Source organism: Methanosarcina barkeri 3 (genome assembly GCF_000970305.1).
Classification (GTDB): domain Archaea; phylum Halobacteriota; class Methanosarcinia; order Methanosarcinales; family Methanosarcinaceae; genus Methanosarcina; species Methanosarcina barkeri_A.
This window is the reverse complement of sequence record NZ_CP009517.1, coordinates 3513565-3529863: the sequence shown is the minus strand read 5'-3', so window position 1 is coordinate 3529863 and position 16299 is coordinate 3513565. Positions and strand designations below refer to the sequence as shown.

Annotated in this window: 14 protein-coding genes; 9 read left to right on the top strand and 5 right to left on the bottom strand. The window is 37.6% G+C overall.

Features of this window, described 5'->3' with window-relative positions:
* Positions 1–295 precede the first annotated feature (295 nt).
* Positions 296–2641, top strand: coding sequence for a PKD domain-containing protein (locus tag MSBR3_RS19040; RefSeq protein WP_052723424.1), 2346 nt, complete (start codon positions 296–298; stop codon positions 2639–2641).
* A 734-nt stretch (positions 2642–3375) separates the two neighbouring features.
* On the opposite strand, the gene MSBR3_RS14385 is transcribed toward MSBR3_RS19040, so the two are convergent.
* A complete protein-coding gene (locus tag MSBR3_RS14385) occupies positions 3376–4257 on the bottom strand; it encodes a class I SAM-dependent methyltransferase (protein WP_048108904.1) in 882 nt (293 codons plus the stop codon).
* A gap of 266 nt (positions 4258–4523) precedes the next feature.
* Between MSBR3_RS14385 and MSBR3_RS14380 the strand changes: the two genes are divergently transcribed.
* The 3 genes from MSBR3_RS14380 (at position 4524) to MSBR3_RS14370 (ending at position 7588) form a co-directional block, all read left to right on the top strand.
* Positions 4524–4868, top strand: coding sequence for a P-II family nitrogen regulator (locus tag MSBR3_RS14380; RefSeq protein WP_048108903.1), 345 nt, complete (start codon positions 4524–4526; stop codon positions 4866–4868).
* 32 nt (positions 4869–4900) lie between these two features.
* The gene (locus MSBR3_RS14375) at positions 4901–6094 is read left to right on the top strand and encodes an ammonium transporter (RefSeq protein WP_048108902.1); all 1194 of its coding nucleotides are present in this window, start codon (positions 4901–4903) and stop codon (positions 6092–6094) included.
* Positions 6095–6370: 276 nt separating this feature from the next.
* On the top strand, positions 6371–7588 hold the full coding sequence (locus tag MSBR3_RS14370; protein WP_048108901.1) for an ammonium transporter: 1218 nt from the start codon (positions 6371–6373) through the stop codon (positions 7586–7588).
* Positions 7589–7900: 312 nt separating this feature from the next.
* Here the strand turns inward: MSBR3_RS14370 and MSBR3_RS14365 are convergent, their stop codons facing one another.
* The 3 genes from MSBR3_RS14365 to MSBR3_RS19565 all read right to left on the bottom strand — a co-directional run bounded on the left by MSBR3_RS14365 (position 7901) and on the right by MSBR3_RS19565 (position 9788).
* On the bottom strand, positions 7901–8836 hold the full coding sequence (locus MSBR3_RS14365; RefSeq protein ID WP_048108900.1) for a magnesium transporter CorA family protein: 936 nt from the start codon (positions 8834–8836) through the stop codon (positions 7901–7903).
* Between the two features lie 256 nt (positions 8837–9092).
* On the bottom strand, positions 9093–9275 hold the full coding sequence (locus MSBR3_RS21145) for a YnfA family protein (protein WP_230628038.1): 183 nt from the start codon (positions 9273–9275) through the stop codon (positions 9093–9095).
* Between the two features lie 240 nt (positions 9276–9515).
* Positions 9516–9788, bottom strand: coding sequence for a YnfA family protein (locus MSBR3_RS19565; RefSeq protein ID WP_230627513.1), 273 nt, complete (start codon positions 9786–9788; stop codon positions 9516–9518).
* 262 nt (positions 9789–10050) lie between these two features.
* Between MSBR3_RS19565 and MSBR3_RS14350 the strand changes: the two genes are divergently transcribed.
* Both MSBR3_RS14350 and MSBR3_RS14345 read left to right on the top strand, forming a co-directional pair.
* Complete coding sequence (locus MSBR3_RS14350) at positions 10051–10284, top strand: thioredoxin family protein (protein ID WP_048108898.1); 234 nt, start codon at positions 10051–10053, stop codon at positions 10282–10284.
* 116 nt (positions 10285–10400) lie between these two features.
* Positions 10401–10784: a putative zinc-binding protein gene (locus tag MSBR3_RS14345; RefSeq protein WP_048108897.1), complete on the top strand. Its 384-nt coding sequence runs from the start codon at positions 10401–10403 to the stop codon at positions 10782–10784.
* 279 nt (positions 10785–11063) lie between these two features.
* On the opposite strand, the gene MSBR3_RS20735 is transcribed toward MSBR3_RS14345, so the two are convergent.
* A complete protein-coding gene (locus MSBR3_RS20735; protein ID WP_196296956.1) occupies positions 11064–11216 on the bottom strand; it encodes a hypothetical protein in 153 nt (50 codons plus the stop codon).
* A 415-nt stretch (positions 11217–11631) separates the two neighbouring features.
* On the opposite strand from MSBR3_RS20735, the gene MSBR3_RS14340 reads away from it, so the two are divergent.
* The 3 genes from MSBR3_RS14340 to MSBR3_RS14330 all read left to right on the top strand — a co-directional run bounded on the left by MSBR3_RS14340 (position 11632) and on the right by MSBR3_RS14330 (position 16292).
* Positions 11632–12603 carry a permease gene (locus MSBR3_RS14340; RefSeq protein WP_048108896.1) on the top strand — a complete coding sequence of 324 codons (972 nt, stop codon included), beginning with the start codon at positions 11632–11634 and terminating at the stop codon, positions 12601–12603.
* Positions 12604–13509: 906 nt separating this feature from the next.
* Entirely contained in the window at positions 13510–15426 is a 1917-nt protein-coding gene (locus MSBR3_RS14335; RefSeq protein WP_048108895.1) for an NADH-quinone oxidoreductase subunit 5 family protein, read from the top strand.
* Positions 15423–16292, top strand: coding sequence for a respiratory chain complex I subunit 1 family protein (locus tag MSBR3_RS14330; protein ID WP_048108894.1), 870 nt, complete (start codon positions 15423–15425; stop codon positions 16290–16292). The genes MSBR3_RS14335 and MSBR3_RS14330 overlap by 4 nt, the downstream gene beginning before the upstream one ends.
* Positions 16293–16299 lie beyond the last annotated feature (7 nt).

Genomic DNA, 16299 nt, shown 5'->3' with positions numbered 1-16299 from the left:
GAGGCTGTTTTAAAATTCAAATCATTCCTGCAGCTGAATAATGGGCAATGTTAAATTCAGACCATGAATTTTTCTGAAATTCAGGTATGCATTGACTTTAAGGTATCTATTTGATTTACGTACTCGATGTGTTAAATCAAACACATTAAGCATCATGGTTTGAATTTGCACTTTGGACATTTAGCGGTTTAATGCTATTGTTTTTAGTTCAAGTATGCAAGTCTTATCCCGGTTATAAAACCAAATTTGATTTTAAGGCATGATCTAAGTTAAACAGTTTTAGGAGAAAACTCTAATGAAAAACTTGAAAACTCTTATGACAATATTTATTCTAACTCTTTTTTTTCTTGCATTAAGTAGCTCTGCAGCTTTGGCAGCAAATATAGTGATTGACAAAGAAGCTGGCCCAGTTGAACCGGGTTATTTTCATACACCTGATTATGAAAACGATTCAGCTTGCATTCAGGCAGCGTTGAATTACTCAAAAAGCGGAGATACGATAACTATCTACGGAGAGGACTATTATCTCCCGGAAGAAATATATCAAACAAATAAAAGTCTGAATATAATAGGCGAAGGAAAAGTAACCCTTCACATCCAGACTCCGGATAGAGGAATGGCTCAAGAAGTGAATAGAGAGATTTTCTTCAATGGATCAATTGCTGCAAATACAACTCTGTCTGCTAATGCTAAAAAAGGTTCATCTAAAATTGTATTAACCGATGCTTCCCAGGTTCGCAAGAATGACCTGGTTAAGATCTGGAAAAACGTTCAGTGGTGTCCTCTGGACTATCCTGATCAAATGACAGGTGAAATGTATGCTGTTAAAGCTGTAAATGGAAATGTTGTCACTTTAAATCAACCACTTCTTAGAGATTACAAATTGTCCGAGACTGTACAGGTTGAAGTATACAGGCCTATTCAAATACATATAAAAAATATAAGAATAGAGGATACGGGCAGTTCAACGATTCATCACGGACTTGTTCTGCAGTATTGTAAGGATAGCTCGGTCACAAATTCCTGGCTCAATAACAGTGGATTTGGTGATCTTTGTTTATATTCCTGTTTTAATGTGAGTGTCAATAACAATGAAATTTATAATTCACTACACGCTAACTGCGGATATGGTATAAATGTGGCTAGCGGTTCGGCTTTTATAAATATATCCAATAATCACATAGAGAACTGCAGGCATGCTATTACAGGCAATTCAGATGAACGCAAATCTTTAGATCGAGATGTTTTTATTTCCAATAACACTCTGATAGGGGCTGAGGTTACTGGTGCTAATGTAGTTGATGCTCATGCCGTTGTTATTAATTTTGTAGTAACTGGAAATAAGATCTACCCGCAACTTCTAAAGCATTATGCGTTTGCAGATGGAACACAACAGTCTACTTTTTCTGATAATAAAATCTATGGCGGATATGGAGGGATATTTAAACGCGGCAGCTTAAAAGATGGAGTGCACGTTTACGAAAATAACACATTTAATGGTATGACAGGTGACATGTATAAGGGAGGAAATGGAATCGATAGTAAGCTTATAATTAGAAATAATATTCAAAATAAAGGAACTTACGGGATTGATTTTCCAAATAAAGGAAGTTTTAGGAGTATAATAATTAGTAATAACACTTTTAAAAATCTTTCCTATCAAGGAGTGAATCAGAAGTTCCTGATAGATGGAGTAAACTCGGATATTTCCAAAAACACTTTTGAAAATCTGGGACTGGAAGGAATTTATATAGATGGAAATTCTTTCAAAAATGGTGCTGTAAATATACAAAATAATACTTTAATAAACGTAGATACATCCAGGACCTCTTCCGGAATTTTCGTAAAAAATATTAAGAACGTTGTAATTAGCGGAAACAAGCTATTCAAAACCCCTACTGCTGCCTTCTCTGCATCCCCTATTTCAGGAAATGCTCCACTCAAGGTCAGTTTTACGGATAAGAGTACAGGCACACCAACTTCATGGAAATGGAGCTTTGGAGATGGAAATACTTCAACAGTTAAAAATCCTGTACACGCATATAGTAAAGCAGGAAAGTATACTGTGAGCTTAACAGTAAAGAATGCAGTGGGCAGTAATACTGCAACAAAATCCAATTACGTAAACGTTGTAACTGTGACAAAACCTGTTGCTGCTTTTTCTGCATCCCCTACTTCAGGAAAAGTACCATTAACAGTAAAGTTTACTGATAAGAGTGCAAATAGTCCCACTTCCTGGAAATGGAGTTTCGGAGATGGAACGTATTCAACAGCCCATAATCCAACGCACAAGTATACTAAAGCAGGAAAATACACTATCAGCTTAACAGTAAAGAATGCAGTGGGCAGTAGTACAGCAACAAAATCCAGTTATATAAGTGTTGTAACTGTAACAAAACCTGTTGCTGCTTTTTCTGCATCGCCGACCACTGGAAAACATCCTTTGAATGTGAAGTTCACTGATAAAAGCACAGGATCACCTACTTCCTGGTACTGGAATTTTGGTGACAAAAGCACTTCAACAGCTCATAATCCAACGCATAAGTATACTAAAGCAGGAAAATACACTGTGAGCTTAACAGTAAAGAATACTGCTGGTAGCAACACGGTAAAAAAGACAAGTTATATCACAGTTAAGTAAGCCAGTACTTAAATTGGAAAAAGTAAAAGATCAAGCTTGGGAGTGTGGGATTTATTATTAAAAAATTGAAAATAAAATTACAAAACTTCCACCATTTCCTCTTTTCCTTTTTTGTTTCTGTAACTCAGGAACTTAATGTCTAACCTGCTATTTTCCTGGATTAAGCTTTGAATATTAACTGCCTGTTTATGCATTTTCTCATTTTCTATTCAAAAAGGAAAATTTTTAATTCTGGAATCTCAGGGGATATATGCTCAATCAAATCTAGAGATTTAACGGGTTTTACACTTCAGCCTATAAATCCAGAATGCAGATAAATTCTCCAGACAACCGAAGGCTCGGGTATTAGATACAAAAGATTCCATTAACTAGACTCTATTAACCAGATTCCATTAACTAGACTCTATTAACCAGATTCCATTAACTAGACTCTATTAACCAGATTCCATTAACTAGACTCTATTAACCAGATTCCATTAACTAGACTCTATTAACCAGATTCCATTAACTAGACTCTATTAACCAGATTCCATTAGCTGTTTTGATCAGGTCTCCCTTTCATTACTTTCTTCTGTTTTTTGTGCTTCAGATAGCTTTACTGGTTAATCCAGCTATTGTCTGCCTTCATCACGTAACTGAGTTTTTGTTTGACGATAAGTTCTCAGCAAGGTCTGCATTTTGTTCTCTTTTTATAGGATTTATTCTCATTCTGTGAGTTTTGTTTTTTGTGAGATTTATTCTCTTTTTACAGCTTTCAGGATTGCTGCCCCTTCCTGGCTCTCAACCTCTACTGCGAAGCCGACATCTTCAAAAAGCCCTTGCCATCCAGCTTCCGAGAGTTGAGGGCCGTGGTGATGGTGATCTGCAAGTGGTTCAACTGCTGCCAACATGCCTCCGTTTTTAAGCACTCTCTTGATCTCGAACAGGGCGAATTTGATGTCTTCAAGGTGGTGAAGCATTAAAAAGCAGGTAGCTACATCCACCGAACCGGCTTCAAAAGGAAGGGAATAGGCGCTTCCGGTTCTGAATTTTACATTCGGCACGCCAAGGACATCGGCATTCATCTGCGACTGGCCTGTAAGAGAATCATGAAGATCGATTCCGTAAACTTTCGAATCAGGGTTGTTTTTTGCAAGCTCTATGGTAAGGCTTCCAAAGCCGCTGCCGATATCAAGAATTGTTTCTCCTTTTATGTCAGGAAGCACGGAAGGAATCACTTTCGTCCGTACACGTGCCATGCGGTCTTTAGGAAATGTTGCCATCTTTGCTTTTTCTGCATCTATTGTCATAAAAGGAAGGATAGCATAGATTTTTGATCCATTAACTGCCATGAGCCCTTTTACGTAAACGCTGTCAGTTTCAGTTACGATATGCTCAACAACTGAAACTCCGACATCTCTGCAAAAACGCATGTTCCATTCCTCTCTTTTCTCGGAAAAACGGATATTTAGGGGATTATGAACTACAATATAATGAGAATATTCAGGTTTGAAATAATCTGATACGGATTCAGGTTCATTCAGGCAAATTTCACTGATACTTTCCCTGAATAGGGAAATAATTTGCAGGGCAATCTCATCAGCCTCGTTTTTTACACTTCCAATTTCTCTGAACATACCTCTAAATTTGCTTTCACTGAATAAAAGCTCTCTGACAGAAATATTTGAAAACAGGGAAGTAAACTAACACCAGATACTCAGGACTTCTATTTTTAATGTACGGTAACAACGTCGATAGCAGATAAACCAACATTGGGCTCCCTAGTTGAAGAAAAACTCGTTTATTTTAACTTTTTTTGAAAGAACTATTTAAATATCCAGTACTTCAATAGGCAACTTTAAATACAATGATATCGGATACAAGATACCTATTGGTGGTCGTGATGAAGTACATAATCGCAATGATAAGGCCGGAAAGACTCGATGCAGTCAAAAGAGAACTTCAGAAACTTGAGGTTAATAGACTAACCGTATCATCGGTCGCCGGTTATGGTGCACAAAAAGGGCATCTGGAGATTTACAGGGCAACTGAACATGAGGCAAATCTTCTTGAAAAAGTCAAGATCGAAATTGCTGTGGAAGATCATTTCCTGCAATCGGTTATTGAAGCAATAAACACCGGAGCAAAAGGAAATGACGGTTACATCGGAAGTGGCAAGATATTTGTGCTTCCTTTAGAGGATGTAATAAGGATTCGCACTAACGAAACTGGACCTAACGCTCTATGAATAGATAAATAGCGCTTTATGAGGAGATAAATATGGCTATCGAAGGAGCAGACACGGTATGGGTATTAATCTCAGCCGCACTTGTATTACTAATGCTTCCTGGGCTTGCGTTATTCTATGGCGGATTGGTCCAGCGTAAAAATGTTCTTAGCAGTATGATGCATTCATTTGTTGCAATGGGTGTCATGGCTCTGGAATGGGTATTGATAGGTTACTCGCTTGCATTTGCAGATGGCAACTGGTTTGTTGGTGGCCTTGGGCATGCATTCCTGAGAGGAATTGATGCATACTCAGTAACTGGCACAATTCCGACTTATGCATTCATTGCATTTCAGGGAATGTTTGCAATAATTACACCTGCTCTGATTTCAGGTGCAATTGTAGGACGTGTTAAGTTTAAATCTTATATTGCGTTCATTGCCCTCTGGGGACTCATTGTATACGCACCTGTCTGCCACTGGGTCTGGGGTGGTGGATTCCTTACCGGAGAAGCTCTAGACTTTGCAGGTGGTACAGTTGTTCATATAACTTCAGGTGTCTCTTCGCTTGCAATTCTGACCTACATCGGCAAGAGACGTGGTTTTGGAGTAGACCCGTTAAAACCACACAATGTTACTCTGACGCTCCTTGGAGGTGGCCTTCTCTGGTTCGGATGGTTTGGGTTCAACGCAGGTTCAGCTCTTGCTGCAAATGAGATCGCAGCACTTGCATTTATTACGACGCTTATAGCTCCAGCAGCTGCAGGTTTTGTCTGGATGGCACTTGAATGGCGTCACTTTGGATATCCGACTGCCCTGGGATTTGCAACGGGTGTTCTAGCAGGACTTGTTGCAATAACTCCATGTGCGGGTTTTGTTACGCCAATGGCAGCAATTCCTATAGGCATGATCACAAGTTTTGTGTGCTACAAAGCTGTAGGACTCAAAGAAAGGTTCGGATATGATGATTCGCTGGATGCCTTTGGAGTACATGGAGTAGGAGGAATAGTAGGTGCACTTCTGGTAGGTGTATTTGCAAGCGTAGGAGGAACTGGTCTCCTGCTTGGAAACACCAGCCAGATGTTAATCCAGCTTCAAGGCGTTGTTATCACGATTGTTTATGCAGCTGTTGGTACTCTCCTTATCGGATTCATACTCAACAGGACTATAGGGCTTAAAGTCACCGAAAGCGAAGAAAACATCGGACTTGACAAAACGCAGCATGGTGAAATTGCATATAACGTTTAAGTACAGATTTGATTACGGATTTGATTACGGATTTGATTATGGATTTGATTACGGATTTGAGTACAGGTAAGAGTTTACCTGTACTTTTCTAATTTTCGATTTTCATTGAATTTTCCTTTTAAGAAACTCCATCTTAACAGTATCTATCCCGGAAATCTCTTAAAACATATTTCGTATAACACGGAGGGGTAGAAATGGTTATGTATGATAACATAGGAAAAAGGTAAGACGTTTGAGATTTCCTAGTTATCGTATAAATATAGATGGGATGATAAGATGTTAAATACCGGTTCTACAGGCTTTATGCTGCTTGCGACAAGTCTTGTGATGCTAATGACCCCTGGTCTGGCATTCTTTTACGGAGGACTTTCCTGTAAGCGGAATATTTTAGGAATTATGATGCAAAGCTTTGTCTCGATGGGATTGACAACTATTTTATGGTTTTTCATAGGTTATTCCCTGTGCTTTAGCGGGGGAGAAGGTGCAATTATCGGAAACCTGGACAAAATGTTTTTGCATGGAATTGCTCCAACCACAATATTCAAAGATATGGGGTTCCCGGAAATTGTATTCGTAGCTTACCAGATGATGTTTGCAATTATAACTCCGGCTCTGATTACGGGAGCATTTGCAAACCGGGTTACTTTTAAGGCTTATTTTATTTTCCTTGTTCTCTGGCAGCTTTTTGTTTACTATCCTTTTGTCCATATGGTCTGGGGAGGCGGTCTGCTTGCACAAATGGGAGTTCTTGATTTTGCAGGCGGAATCGTTGTCCATGCTACAGCCGGCTTTGCAGCTCTTGCTTCTGTTTTTTATGTAGGCTCAAGAAAGTACAACAAAATAACAAAGCCAAACAATATTCCGTTAATGGCTATAGGTACTGCTCTTCTGTGGTTTGGATGGTACGGCTTTAACGCTGGAAGCGAACTCAATGTAGATGGAATTACCTCACTTGCATTCCTGAATAGCGACATTGCAGCCTCTTTTGCAGCAATCACCTGGATGACAATAGAATGGTATAAGGAAAGAAAACCAAAGTTCGTAGGGCTTATGACAGGTGCAGTTGCAGGCCTTGCAACCATTACTCCGGCAGCAGGTCTTGTTTCTTTACCTGTGGCTGCATTAATGGGAATCCTCGGATCAGTTGTCTGTTATTTTGCCGTACATCTTAAAAACAAGATGGAATGGGATGATGCTCTTGATGTATGGGGTGTACATGGAATTGGTGGCGTTACCGGAACAATTCTACTTGGAATCTTTGCCTCGACGGCTATAAACCCGGCAGGAGCAGATGGCCTGCTTAACGGCGGCACAGCATTCTTTATTAAAGAAGTTGTGGTTGTTGCCGCTACTTCAGTCTATGCATTTGTGTTTACCTACATTATGCTGATGTTAATAAACTTGGTAACTCCGGTCAGGGTTACGGATGAAGATCAGCTTATAGGCCTGGATATCTCTATGCATGGAGAATGTGCCTACGATACTATTCACTGAGGTAAACATTTTTATTTAGTTAACCTAAAAAATTGGTTATTAGTTAATTTGAAAAGTTGGTTATCAGTTAACCTAAAAAGTTAGAGAGATTCTCTGACTTTTTTATCTTTTTATTTCACCTACATAGATTGTATTTTTTCGCAGGAAGCTACACTCAAGAATTTCAAGTAGGGTCAACAAACAAAAAAATTCTGAAGAGAGAACGTATTTTTATCCGGGTACTTAGGGAGAGATTTGTTTTGAAAATTGATGTTTCCAATGTATTTTTAGAATCTTTTTTTCTTAGAATAGTTTTTTCTTAAAGCAGTTGCTTTAGAATAGTTGTTTTCTTACCATTGTGAAAGCCAGGATAGTCGAGAAAACTAACGATATTATGAAAATAATTACAAATGCATGAGGATTATTCTCGAAGGGGACGTCAACGTTCATCCCAAAGAAACTGGCAACCATTGTTGGGACTGATAAGACGATTGTAGCTGAAGTAAGGAATTTCATAACAATATTTAAGTTATTGGAAATAACCGAAGCATATGCGTCCATCGTTCCGGTCAGGATATTGCTATAGATATTTGCCATTTCAATTGCTTGCTTGTTTTCGACAATAACATCCTCAAGGAGATCCGTGTCTTCAGGATACATTTTGACAGGAGTAGACCTAAGAATTTTCTCAAGGACTATTTCATTGCTTTTTAAAGATGTAGAGAAATATACCAGGCTTTTTTCCAGTCCGAGAAGCTGAATTAATTCCTCGTTCTTCAGAGACTTATGTAATTTGGATTCAATTTTATCGCTTGCTTTATCAATGCGCCTGAGATACTGAAGATATAACTTTGAGTTTTTATACAGGATCTGTAAAAGAAACCGTGTTTTTTTGAATGTATAAAAGGATTTTATTCTCCTTTCAATAAAGCTACTAATAACATAATTCTCCTGAAGGGAAACGGTAACGATATTTCTGTCGGTAATTATAATCCCAAGGGGAATTGTATAATAAATTCCTCCATCCTGCAAGTTCGTGTTCGGTACGGGTATATCTATTAATACGACAGTACAGCCTTCATCTACTTCAATTCTGGAACGTTCTTCTTCATCGAGTGCAGCTTTGAGGTGTTCAACTGGAATATTCAGACTTTCTGATATAGAGAGAATTTCCTGCTCTATCGGATTTGTAAGATTAATCCATGTACCGTCTTCAACCTGATCAAGAGTTACCAGTCCGGAATCTGTTGATTTGAATATTTGAAGCATGGATATTTCTCTCCCTATATAGTATAGAAGTTATATTTACTCAAAATGAGAATAGAATTATACAGGGCTTCAAGCAGAACGCTTATCTATAAATATATTTTCATAACAAATATTTCTGCCAGGTTTAATTATTTGTTAAACTTTTTTCTCTTTGTTTTTCCCTATTTTTTTCCTAAAACTCCTTTTCTTTTTCTGTAACTTTCTATAATTTCTCTCCTTCCCTGTTTATCCTCTATTTGTTCTTAATACTGACCTGTCAACGAGGGATGTAGAACATTATCAGCACACCTGCAAGTGCGATCAATGCACCTATTATTTCATATTTGTCTGGGTTTTTCTTGTCCATCAGAACTCCCCAGATCAGGGATAAAACAATAAAGATTCCTCCATAAGCAGTATAAACCCTACCAAAATGTGCCGGCTGAAAAGTTGGAAATATCCCAAACTGCTAACGTCAGTCCTCCGAGAAGCCCGAGCACTGCTCCTTTATTTTCCCTTAATCATAACCAAACAAGATAGCCTCTTCTTATTTCAAAAAGGGCAGTCAGAAAAAACAGAACAAGAGATACTGCAGAGTCAATCATTTATTATCATCCCCTCTTAGCTAGCAGTAAATGATTGATACTCCAATAAGAATAACCAGGGAGCCTGTAAGATCATGGGTATCGGAGGAATTTTGTCAAAAATTCAGCTTATAAGAGGACATAACAACAAAAATACCACCATGAGTTGCATATATTCTATGGAAGTAAAAGCGCTGAAAAGTGGGTACGATTCCATATAAAAATAAGATGATTGCCCCTGAAAATGCAAAAATCAGTCCTCTGTCTTCACGTAGCCACAACCATATAAGGTATCCACCTATCTCGAAAATACCTGCAAGGATAAACAGGAAAATAGTATACGTAAAGAACCTTTTCCTGGAAATGCATTCGGGTTTTATTTCAACCATGTTCTTCAAAGATTGCCAGATATATATGAATAAATTGATTTTGACTTTCTTTGAGTTTAATTTAAATGCTGACCCGGTTGAAACTTAATTCAAATTATTTTGAAATAGGAAATTTTATATAGGTTATTTCAAATATATTTGAAATAGAAAATGTCATTTGAAATAGAAAATGTCATTTGAAATAGAGAATGTTATTTGAAATAGGGAATGTCATTTGAAATAGAGAATGTTATTTGAAATAGAGAATGTTGAGGTGAATACGATGAAAATCGAAATACTTGGTACAGGATGTTCAAAGTGCAACAAAACAAAAGAAATTGTTGAGAAAGCTGTAAAGGAAACAGGTGTAGATGCTGAAATCATCAAGGTAGAAGATTTCGATAAAATTCTGGGATATGGGGTCATGGTCACTCCTGCTCTTGTAGTTGACGGAGACGTTAAAGCCGCAGGTAAAGTTCCAAGTGTCGATGAGATCAAAAAGTGGATTAAAAAATAAATTTATTAAAATGATTGAAGTATTAGCCCAGAACTGGAAAGTAAAATTATAGTTAACTTAAGATAAACTCAAGATTACAATCACTTTATGATAAATCCAAGGTCAGTGTGAAAAATATGCCAGAAGAAACAAAATGTGCATGTGGTTCGGCAAACGTGGCAATTTTTCCTTGTGCTGGAGCAGCAAATATAGGCCAGCTCTCAAACAGAGTCGCAATCGAACTCGAAAAGCAGGGGATAGGAAACCTGATGTGTACTGCCGGAATAGGTGCAAGAGCGCCAGGACTTATGAAGTCTGCAGAAGCTTCTGATCGTATTATTACAATTGATGGTTGTCCTTTGAACTGTGCCAGCAAGACACTTGAGCTTGCAGGGTTTAAACCTGATAGACAGATCGTAATTTCCGAGTTCGGAATCAAAAAAAGCAAGAAAAGAGATCTTGAAGACCAGGAAGTAGCAGACACTCTCAGGAAAGTCATGGAGATCCTTCAATCAGAGTGATCTTCCGTTTTAATCTTTTACCTTTTAATTCGAATCTATTTCCTTTAAACCTATACAAAATCGCTCTGCACAAAACCATTAATAGATATTTAAGCTTGTTTACAGGGTTTTTAGCTTTTTACGGCCGATTTTTGTCACTAAAACTTTTTGATATTAATTCTTAATCGATTTTAGTGGCTGACTTCTCATAGAAGGAAAAAAGCAAGTAGGACTCCGAAGGAAAAAATAGAGTGAAGAAAAGTGGGATTTAAACTACAGGATGTAAGAATAGATTCATTTTCAGCAATCGCATCCACCACATGAAAGATGAAGATTCTTATTGCTGTTTTCGACTTCCCAGCATTCGAAACAGAGCTTTACAGTGCCAAGTTTCCTGTGCTTTACTCTAAGCAGCGAACTTTCATCCTTCCCACAAATAGAACATTTGACCATACTTGAAGCCTTCAATTATTGAATTTAAATTCAGCTCTGATGAGATTTGAGCCTTCAGTCAAGTTTCAGAAAGCAGTGTTAAACACACTTGAACTCTCTATTGGTGTTTTCGTGCCAGTATGCTCATAAAGATTACCTTGCTGGTTTATTAGATGTATAATTAAACCTTTAATTACACTGGCTTTGAATATCGGTGTGAAAGTGTCTCAATCTAATTTCACTTTAGTTCAGGTATTATCATTTCATTATTTATTATTATTATTATTATTATTATTATTACTATTATTATTATTATTGTATATATTTATTTAGAGCGACAAACTTATATCTTTTAGTAATCATATAAACATGCATTGATATACTATGAAGTGAAAATTACGAAAAGAGTGAGAATAACTGGAAGAAGGAACTCAAAATGGTAGATATATTTTATCCTCTTCAATGGATTGCAGACAAGCTAACATACGACGTTTTCGGGATTGCACGTGACACGCACCTTGCAGCTAGTGTTAACTTTATTATTTACGATGTAATGAAAATTTTCTTGCTGCTTGCAGTGATGATTTTTTTCATTTCTTATCTCAGGACCTATATTACGCCCGAAAGAACCAGGAAGGTGCTTGGAAATAAAAAAGGGATTAAGTATTACTTTTTTGCGTCTCTCCTCGGAACAGTAACTCCTTTTTGTTCGTGTTCTTCAGTTCCGATTTTTATAGGGTTTGTAGAAGCAGGCGTACCTCTTGGAGTTACTTTTTCCTTCCTGATAACTTCTCCTCTCGTAAATGAAGCCGCAGTTGCTGCTCTCTGGGCAACTCTCGGCCTTAAAGCAACAGTGATCTATATTGTATCAGGAGTTGTACTGGGAGTTATTGGGGGTTATCTGATTGGTATTATGAAGCTGGAAAGGTACGTGGAGGACTTTGTTTATAAGATAAAAGTAGGGCAGCAGACTACAAAACCCGAGGAGCTGACTGTAAAGGAACGAGTAAACACTGCATTTGAAAATGTAAAAGACATTGTGGGAAGGGTATGGATCTATGTAATTATAGGCGTTAGCATAGGAGGTATTTTCCACGGATATGCACCTGAAGGTATTTTGGAAAAATATGCAGGTAAAGACAACCTGTTTGCAGTTCCGATTGCCGTCCTGATCGGAGTTCCATTGTACTCAAATGTTATGGCAATGATTCCTATCATAGAAAGCCTGATTGGGAAAGGTCTTCCTATAGGAACTTCTCTTGCGTTCCTTATGTCCGTTACAGCTGTTTCCCTGCCTGAAATGATCATCCTTAAAAAAGTGCTTAAAAATGAGCTAATATCGATTTTTGTCTCAATTGTGGCAATTTCGATAATCTTTACGGGATATCTATTCAATATCCTTTTATAACCAGTATGAACCTTAATCAAACATTGAGATAAGTAGGGATAAGCTGTATAAAGCCGAGACTTTTCCTTCTTCTTGTCTTCTTACTCTATTTGTTAACTAGTGCTTCGATTCCAAAATCAATTTTTTTATTTCCTGGGGAAATCAATGATTTTCTGGTCTATTCAAAATATTATAAATGTATAACAAATTTACTATGTTATTCATATTCATCATTATTATAAATATAAAGTTAAAATCACTTTACTTAAATATCACCTTGTTATATTAATTATTGTAGTAATCTAATAATATTATTTGCCATTAATTTTTACATTTTTATTTAAAACTGTAACTTTTACAGGCTATTTAAAAATGAGTTTCAGGAGCAGTATAAAAGTAAATTAAAATCAGTATGTTTAAATATAGCTTTGTTCATGCTAATTTGTACTACTTAGTAGTACTAAAATCATTTAATAGTACCTGTTGTTACTCAGCAGTATTACATAACGAGAAATGTAAACAAGAATAAACAACAATTGGGGGCTATTTTGTCCATTATTCTTGTTAGTAATATAAAAGTAAAAAGAAAATCACTATCTTTAAATATGCCTTTGTAATATTAAGAATTGGCAACATGTCGAATTTATATCGACATTATTCACATATTATTATTTCTTGTGATTTTGATATAAGAATACTATAATATTTGTGGAATATTAGTCCATATTCTTATACACTCAGGAATTGCGCAGTTGGACTGGGAAATCAATATAATAAGTCATTTGGCAATATAAAAACCAGGTTACAATAACATTCAGGTTATAAAACGTCCTGATATTGGATTCTGTTTTTTCAGTTGCGTAAGTTCCAGCATTATAGTCAGACAATAAACGGATCGGAGGATTAATAGATCGGAGGATACGCTGTATGATAGAAAACACCGTTATGCTATTAATTATAGTACCCATACTGTTTTCGTTATTATTTGTAGCCCTTCCTAAATCGCTATATAAGTACCTGGCTTGGGCTTTTTTCATAATAGGAGTAGCTTTATCAGTTAATTTAGTATTGGATGGTACTGGAGTAGTTCAGATTGGTGAACCAAATTTCGCAATGTTTGAAAACATTGTTCTCATACTTGAAGTACTGGTAATACTATTTATTCTTGCGGTGTCAGCAAAATATAAAAACTGGCCTACACTCGGACTAGGAATTGTTTCGGCAGCTTTATTTGCTTACACCTTTACCAATGTTCCAGGTGCTGAAGGTGCTTCTTTTAATATTGACCAATTTTCTCAGATAATGATATTAATTGTTAATATAGTCGGTACTGCGATTATATTATTTGCAACCGGTTATATGGATGAATATGAAGAACACAGACACCTACACAGACAAAAAACTTTCTACTTTACAATGAGTTTTTTCCTGGCAGCCATGAATGGTCTGGTAATGGCTGACACACTGGGATGGCTGTTCCTTTTCTGGGAGCTAACAACTCTGTGTTCTTTCGTGTTGATTTCATATAACATGGATGAGGAAGGAATAAATAACGGTTTCAGGGCTCTTGCTTTAAACCTGGTTGGTGGAATTGCTTTATCCATAGGCATAATTCTTCTTGCTACTAAATATGAAATAATTACTCTTTCTGGGATTGGAACTTATGCTGGAACTGATGCAGCAGCAATGGCCGCTGTAGCTCTTCCTGTTGCTTTACTCTGTATCGGAGGCTTTGCGAAATCTGCTCAGATGCCTTTCCAGAGCTGGCTCTTAGGCGCAATGGTAGCTCCAACCCCGGTTTCTGCCTTACTGCACTCAAGCACAATGGTGAATGCAGGTGTGTTTTTAGTTGTCAAACTTGTACCAGCTTTTGCGGGTTCGAGCCTCGGAACAGCTATTGCAGTTTATGGTAGCTTTACTTTCGTTATGTGTTCAGCTTTAGCCTTATCTCAAAGAAATGCTAAAAGAGTGCTAGCGTATTCAACTATTGCAAACCTGGGACTAATTATCGCAAGCGCTGGAATAGGCACACCTCTGGCTGTAGCTGCTGCGATTATGCTTATCCTGTTCCACGCCATATCAAAGGCTCTCCTCTTCCTGTGCACAGGTGAAATTGAGCACACCATAGGAAGTAGAGATATCGAAGACATGTCAGGACTAATAAACAAGGCTCCCCTTCTCACTACTCTTGCAGCTCTGGGAATGGTTTCCATGCTCTTGCCTCCTTTCGGAGTACTGCTCACAAAGTGGGTGTCAATGGAAGCTGCTTCAAGCAACCCTGTTGTAATAGTATTTCTCATCCTCGGAAGTGCACTCACTACAGTTTATTATGCTAAGTGGCTTGGAACAATTCTGTCATCCAGCATGGACAAAAATGCAGTTCCGCATAAAAAACCGGAGACTTATTTCCCATTGTCCTTCCTTGGACTAGCCATTGTAGTTACAAGTATTTTTGTATTCTCGATATACAACTACTTCATTAAACCTCAGGTCGAAATTCTGCTCAAAACCGCTCCTGTTATCTCAGGACAGGCTGGACAATTTACCTCTGAAATAGGGGCATTTGCTTATGCAGCAATATTCGTAGTGCTTGCTCTGGCAGTTCTGATCTATCTAGCTACCAAAAACATGTTTACTCCTCGTACATCCAGCTATTACATGTGTGGGGAAAACAACCTTGAAAAGGATAGATTAATGTTCAGAAACGGACTTTGCAGTTACGAAAAAAGCAGCGTCTCCAACATCTATCTCCAGAACACTTTTGGAGAAAGTAAACTTACAACGCTCGGATACGCAATATCTATAATTCTTATTGTAATTGCGTTAGCAGGGGTAGGATTATGAATACGAACGACATTCTATTAGCTGTTCTTGTTTTAATTGGTGCTCCTATTATCGGCTGTATAGCTTCAGGAATTGACCGAAAAATTACTGCAAGATTGCAGGGTAGAGTAGGCCCTCCTCTTTTGCAGCCATATTACGACGTTAAGAAACTCCTTAGCAAAGACAACATGGTTGTAAATCCATCGCAAAACTTTTACGTAGTCGTGTACCTTGTCTTTATAGTTCTGAGCCTCTTAATGTTAGTTTTCAAACAAGACTTCTTGATGATAATATTCGTCTATACAGTAGCTTCGATAGCTCTAATTGTAGGAGGAATGAGCACTGGTTCTCCATATGCTAGAATAGGAAGTTCAAGGGAAATAATGGCTATATTGTCTTATGAACCAGTTTTGATATTATATGCTCTTGCAATCTACCTGCTTACCGGCACTTTCAAACTATCTGCGGTGGTAGATGCGTCATCCCCTCTGCTAGTGTATACACCTCTTATATTCATAGCAATGATAGTTGTTCTGAATATTAAACTGAAAAAGTCACCCTTTGACTATTCAACATCTCACCATGGTCACCAGGAGCTGGTTAAAGGTATGACGACCGAATATGGAGGGCCAGGGTTTGCCACTATTGAGATTGCACACTTCTATGAATATGTGTTTTTAACAGGACTCATATTCTTATTTTGGGCATCAAACCCAATAATAGGTGTGCTTTTAGGTATCATTGCTTACTTGCTTATAATTGTCATAGACAATATTACCGCAAGAGTATACTGGCAGTGGATGCTCAAACTGAGTTGGTCAGTCCTGCTAATTATTTCGATCGTGAACATAGCATTCCTGTACGTTAGCGGAGTCCAATTAGCTTAAAAGAGGG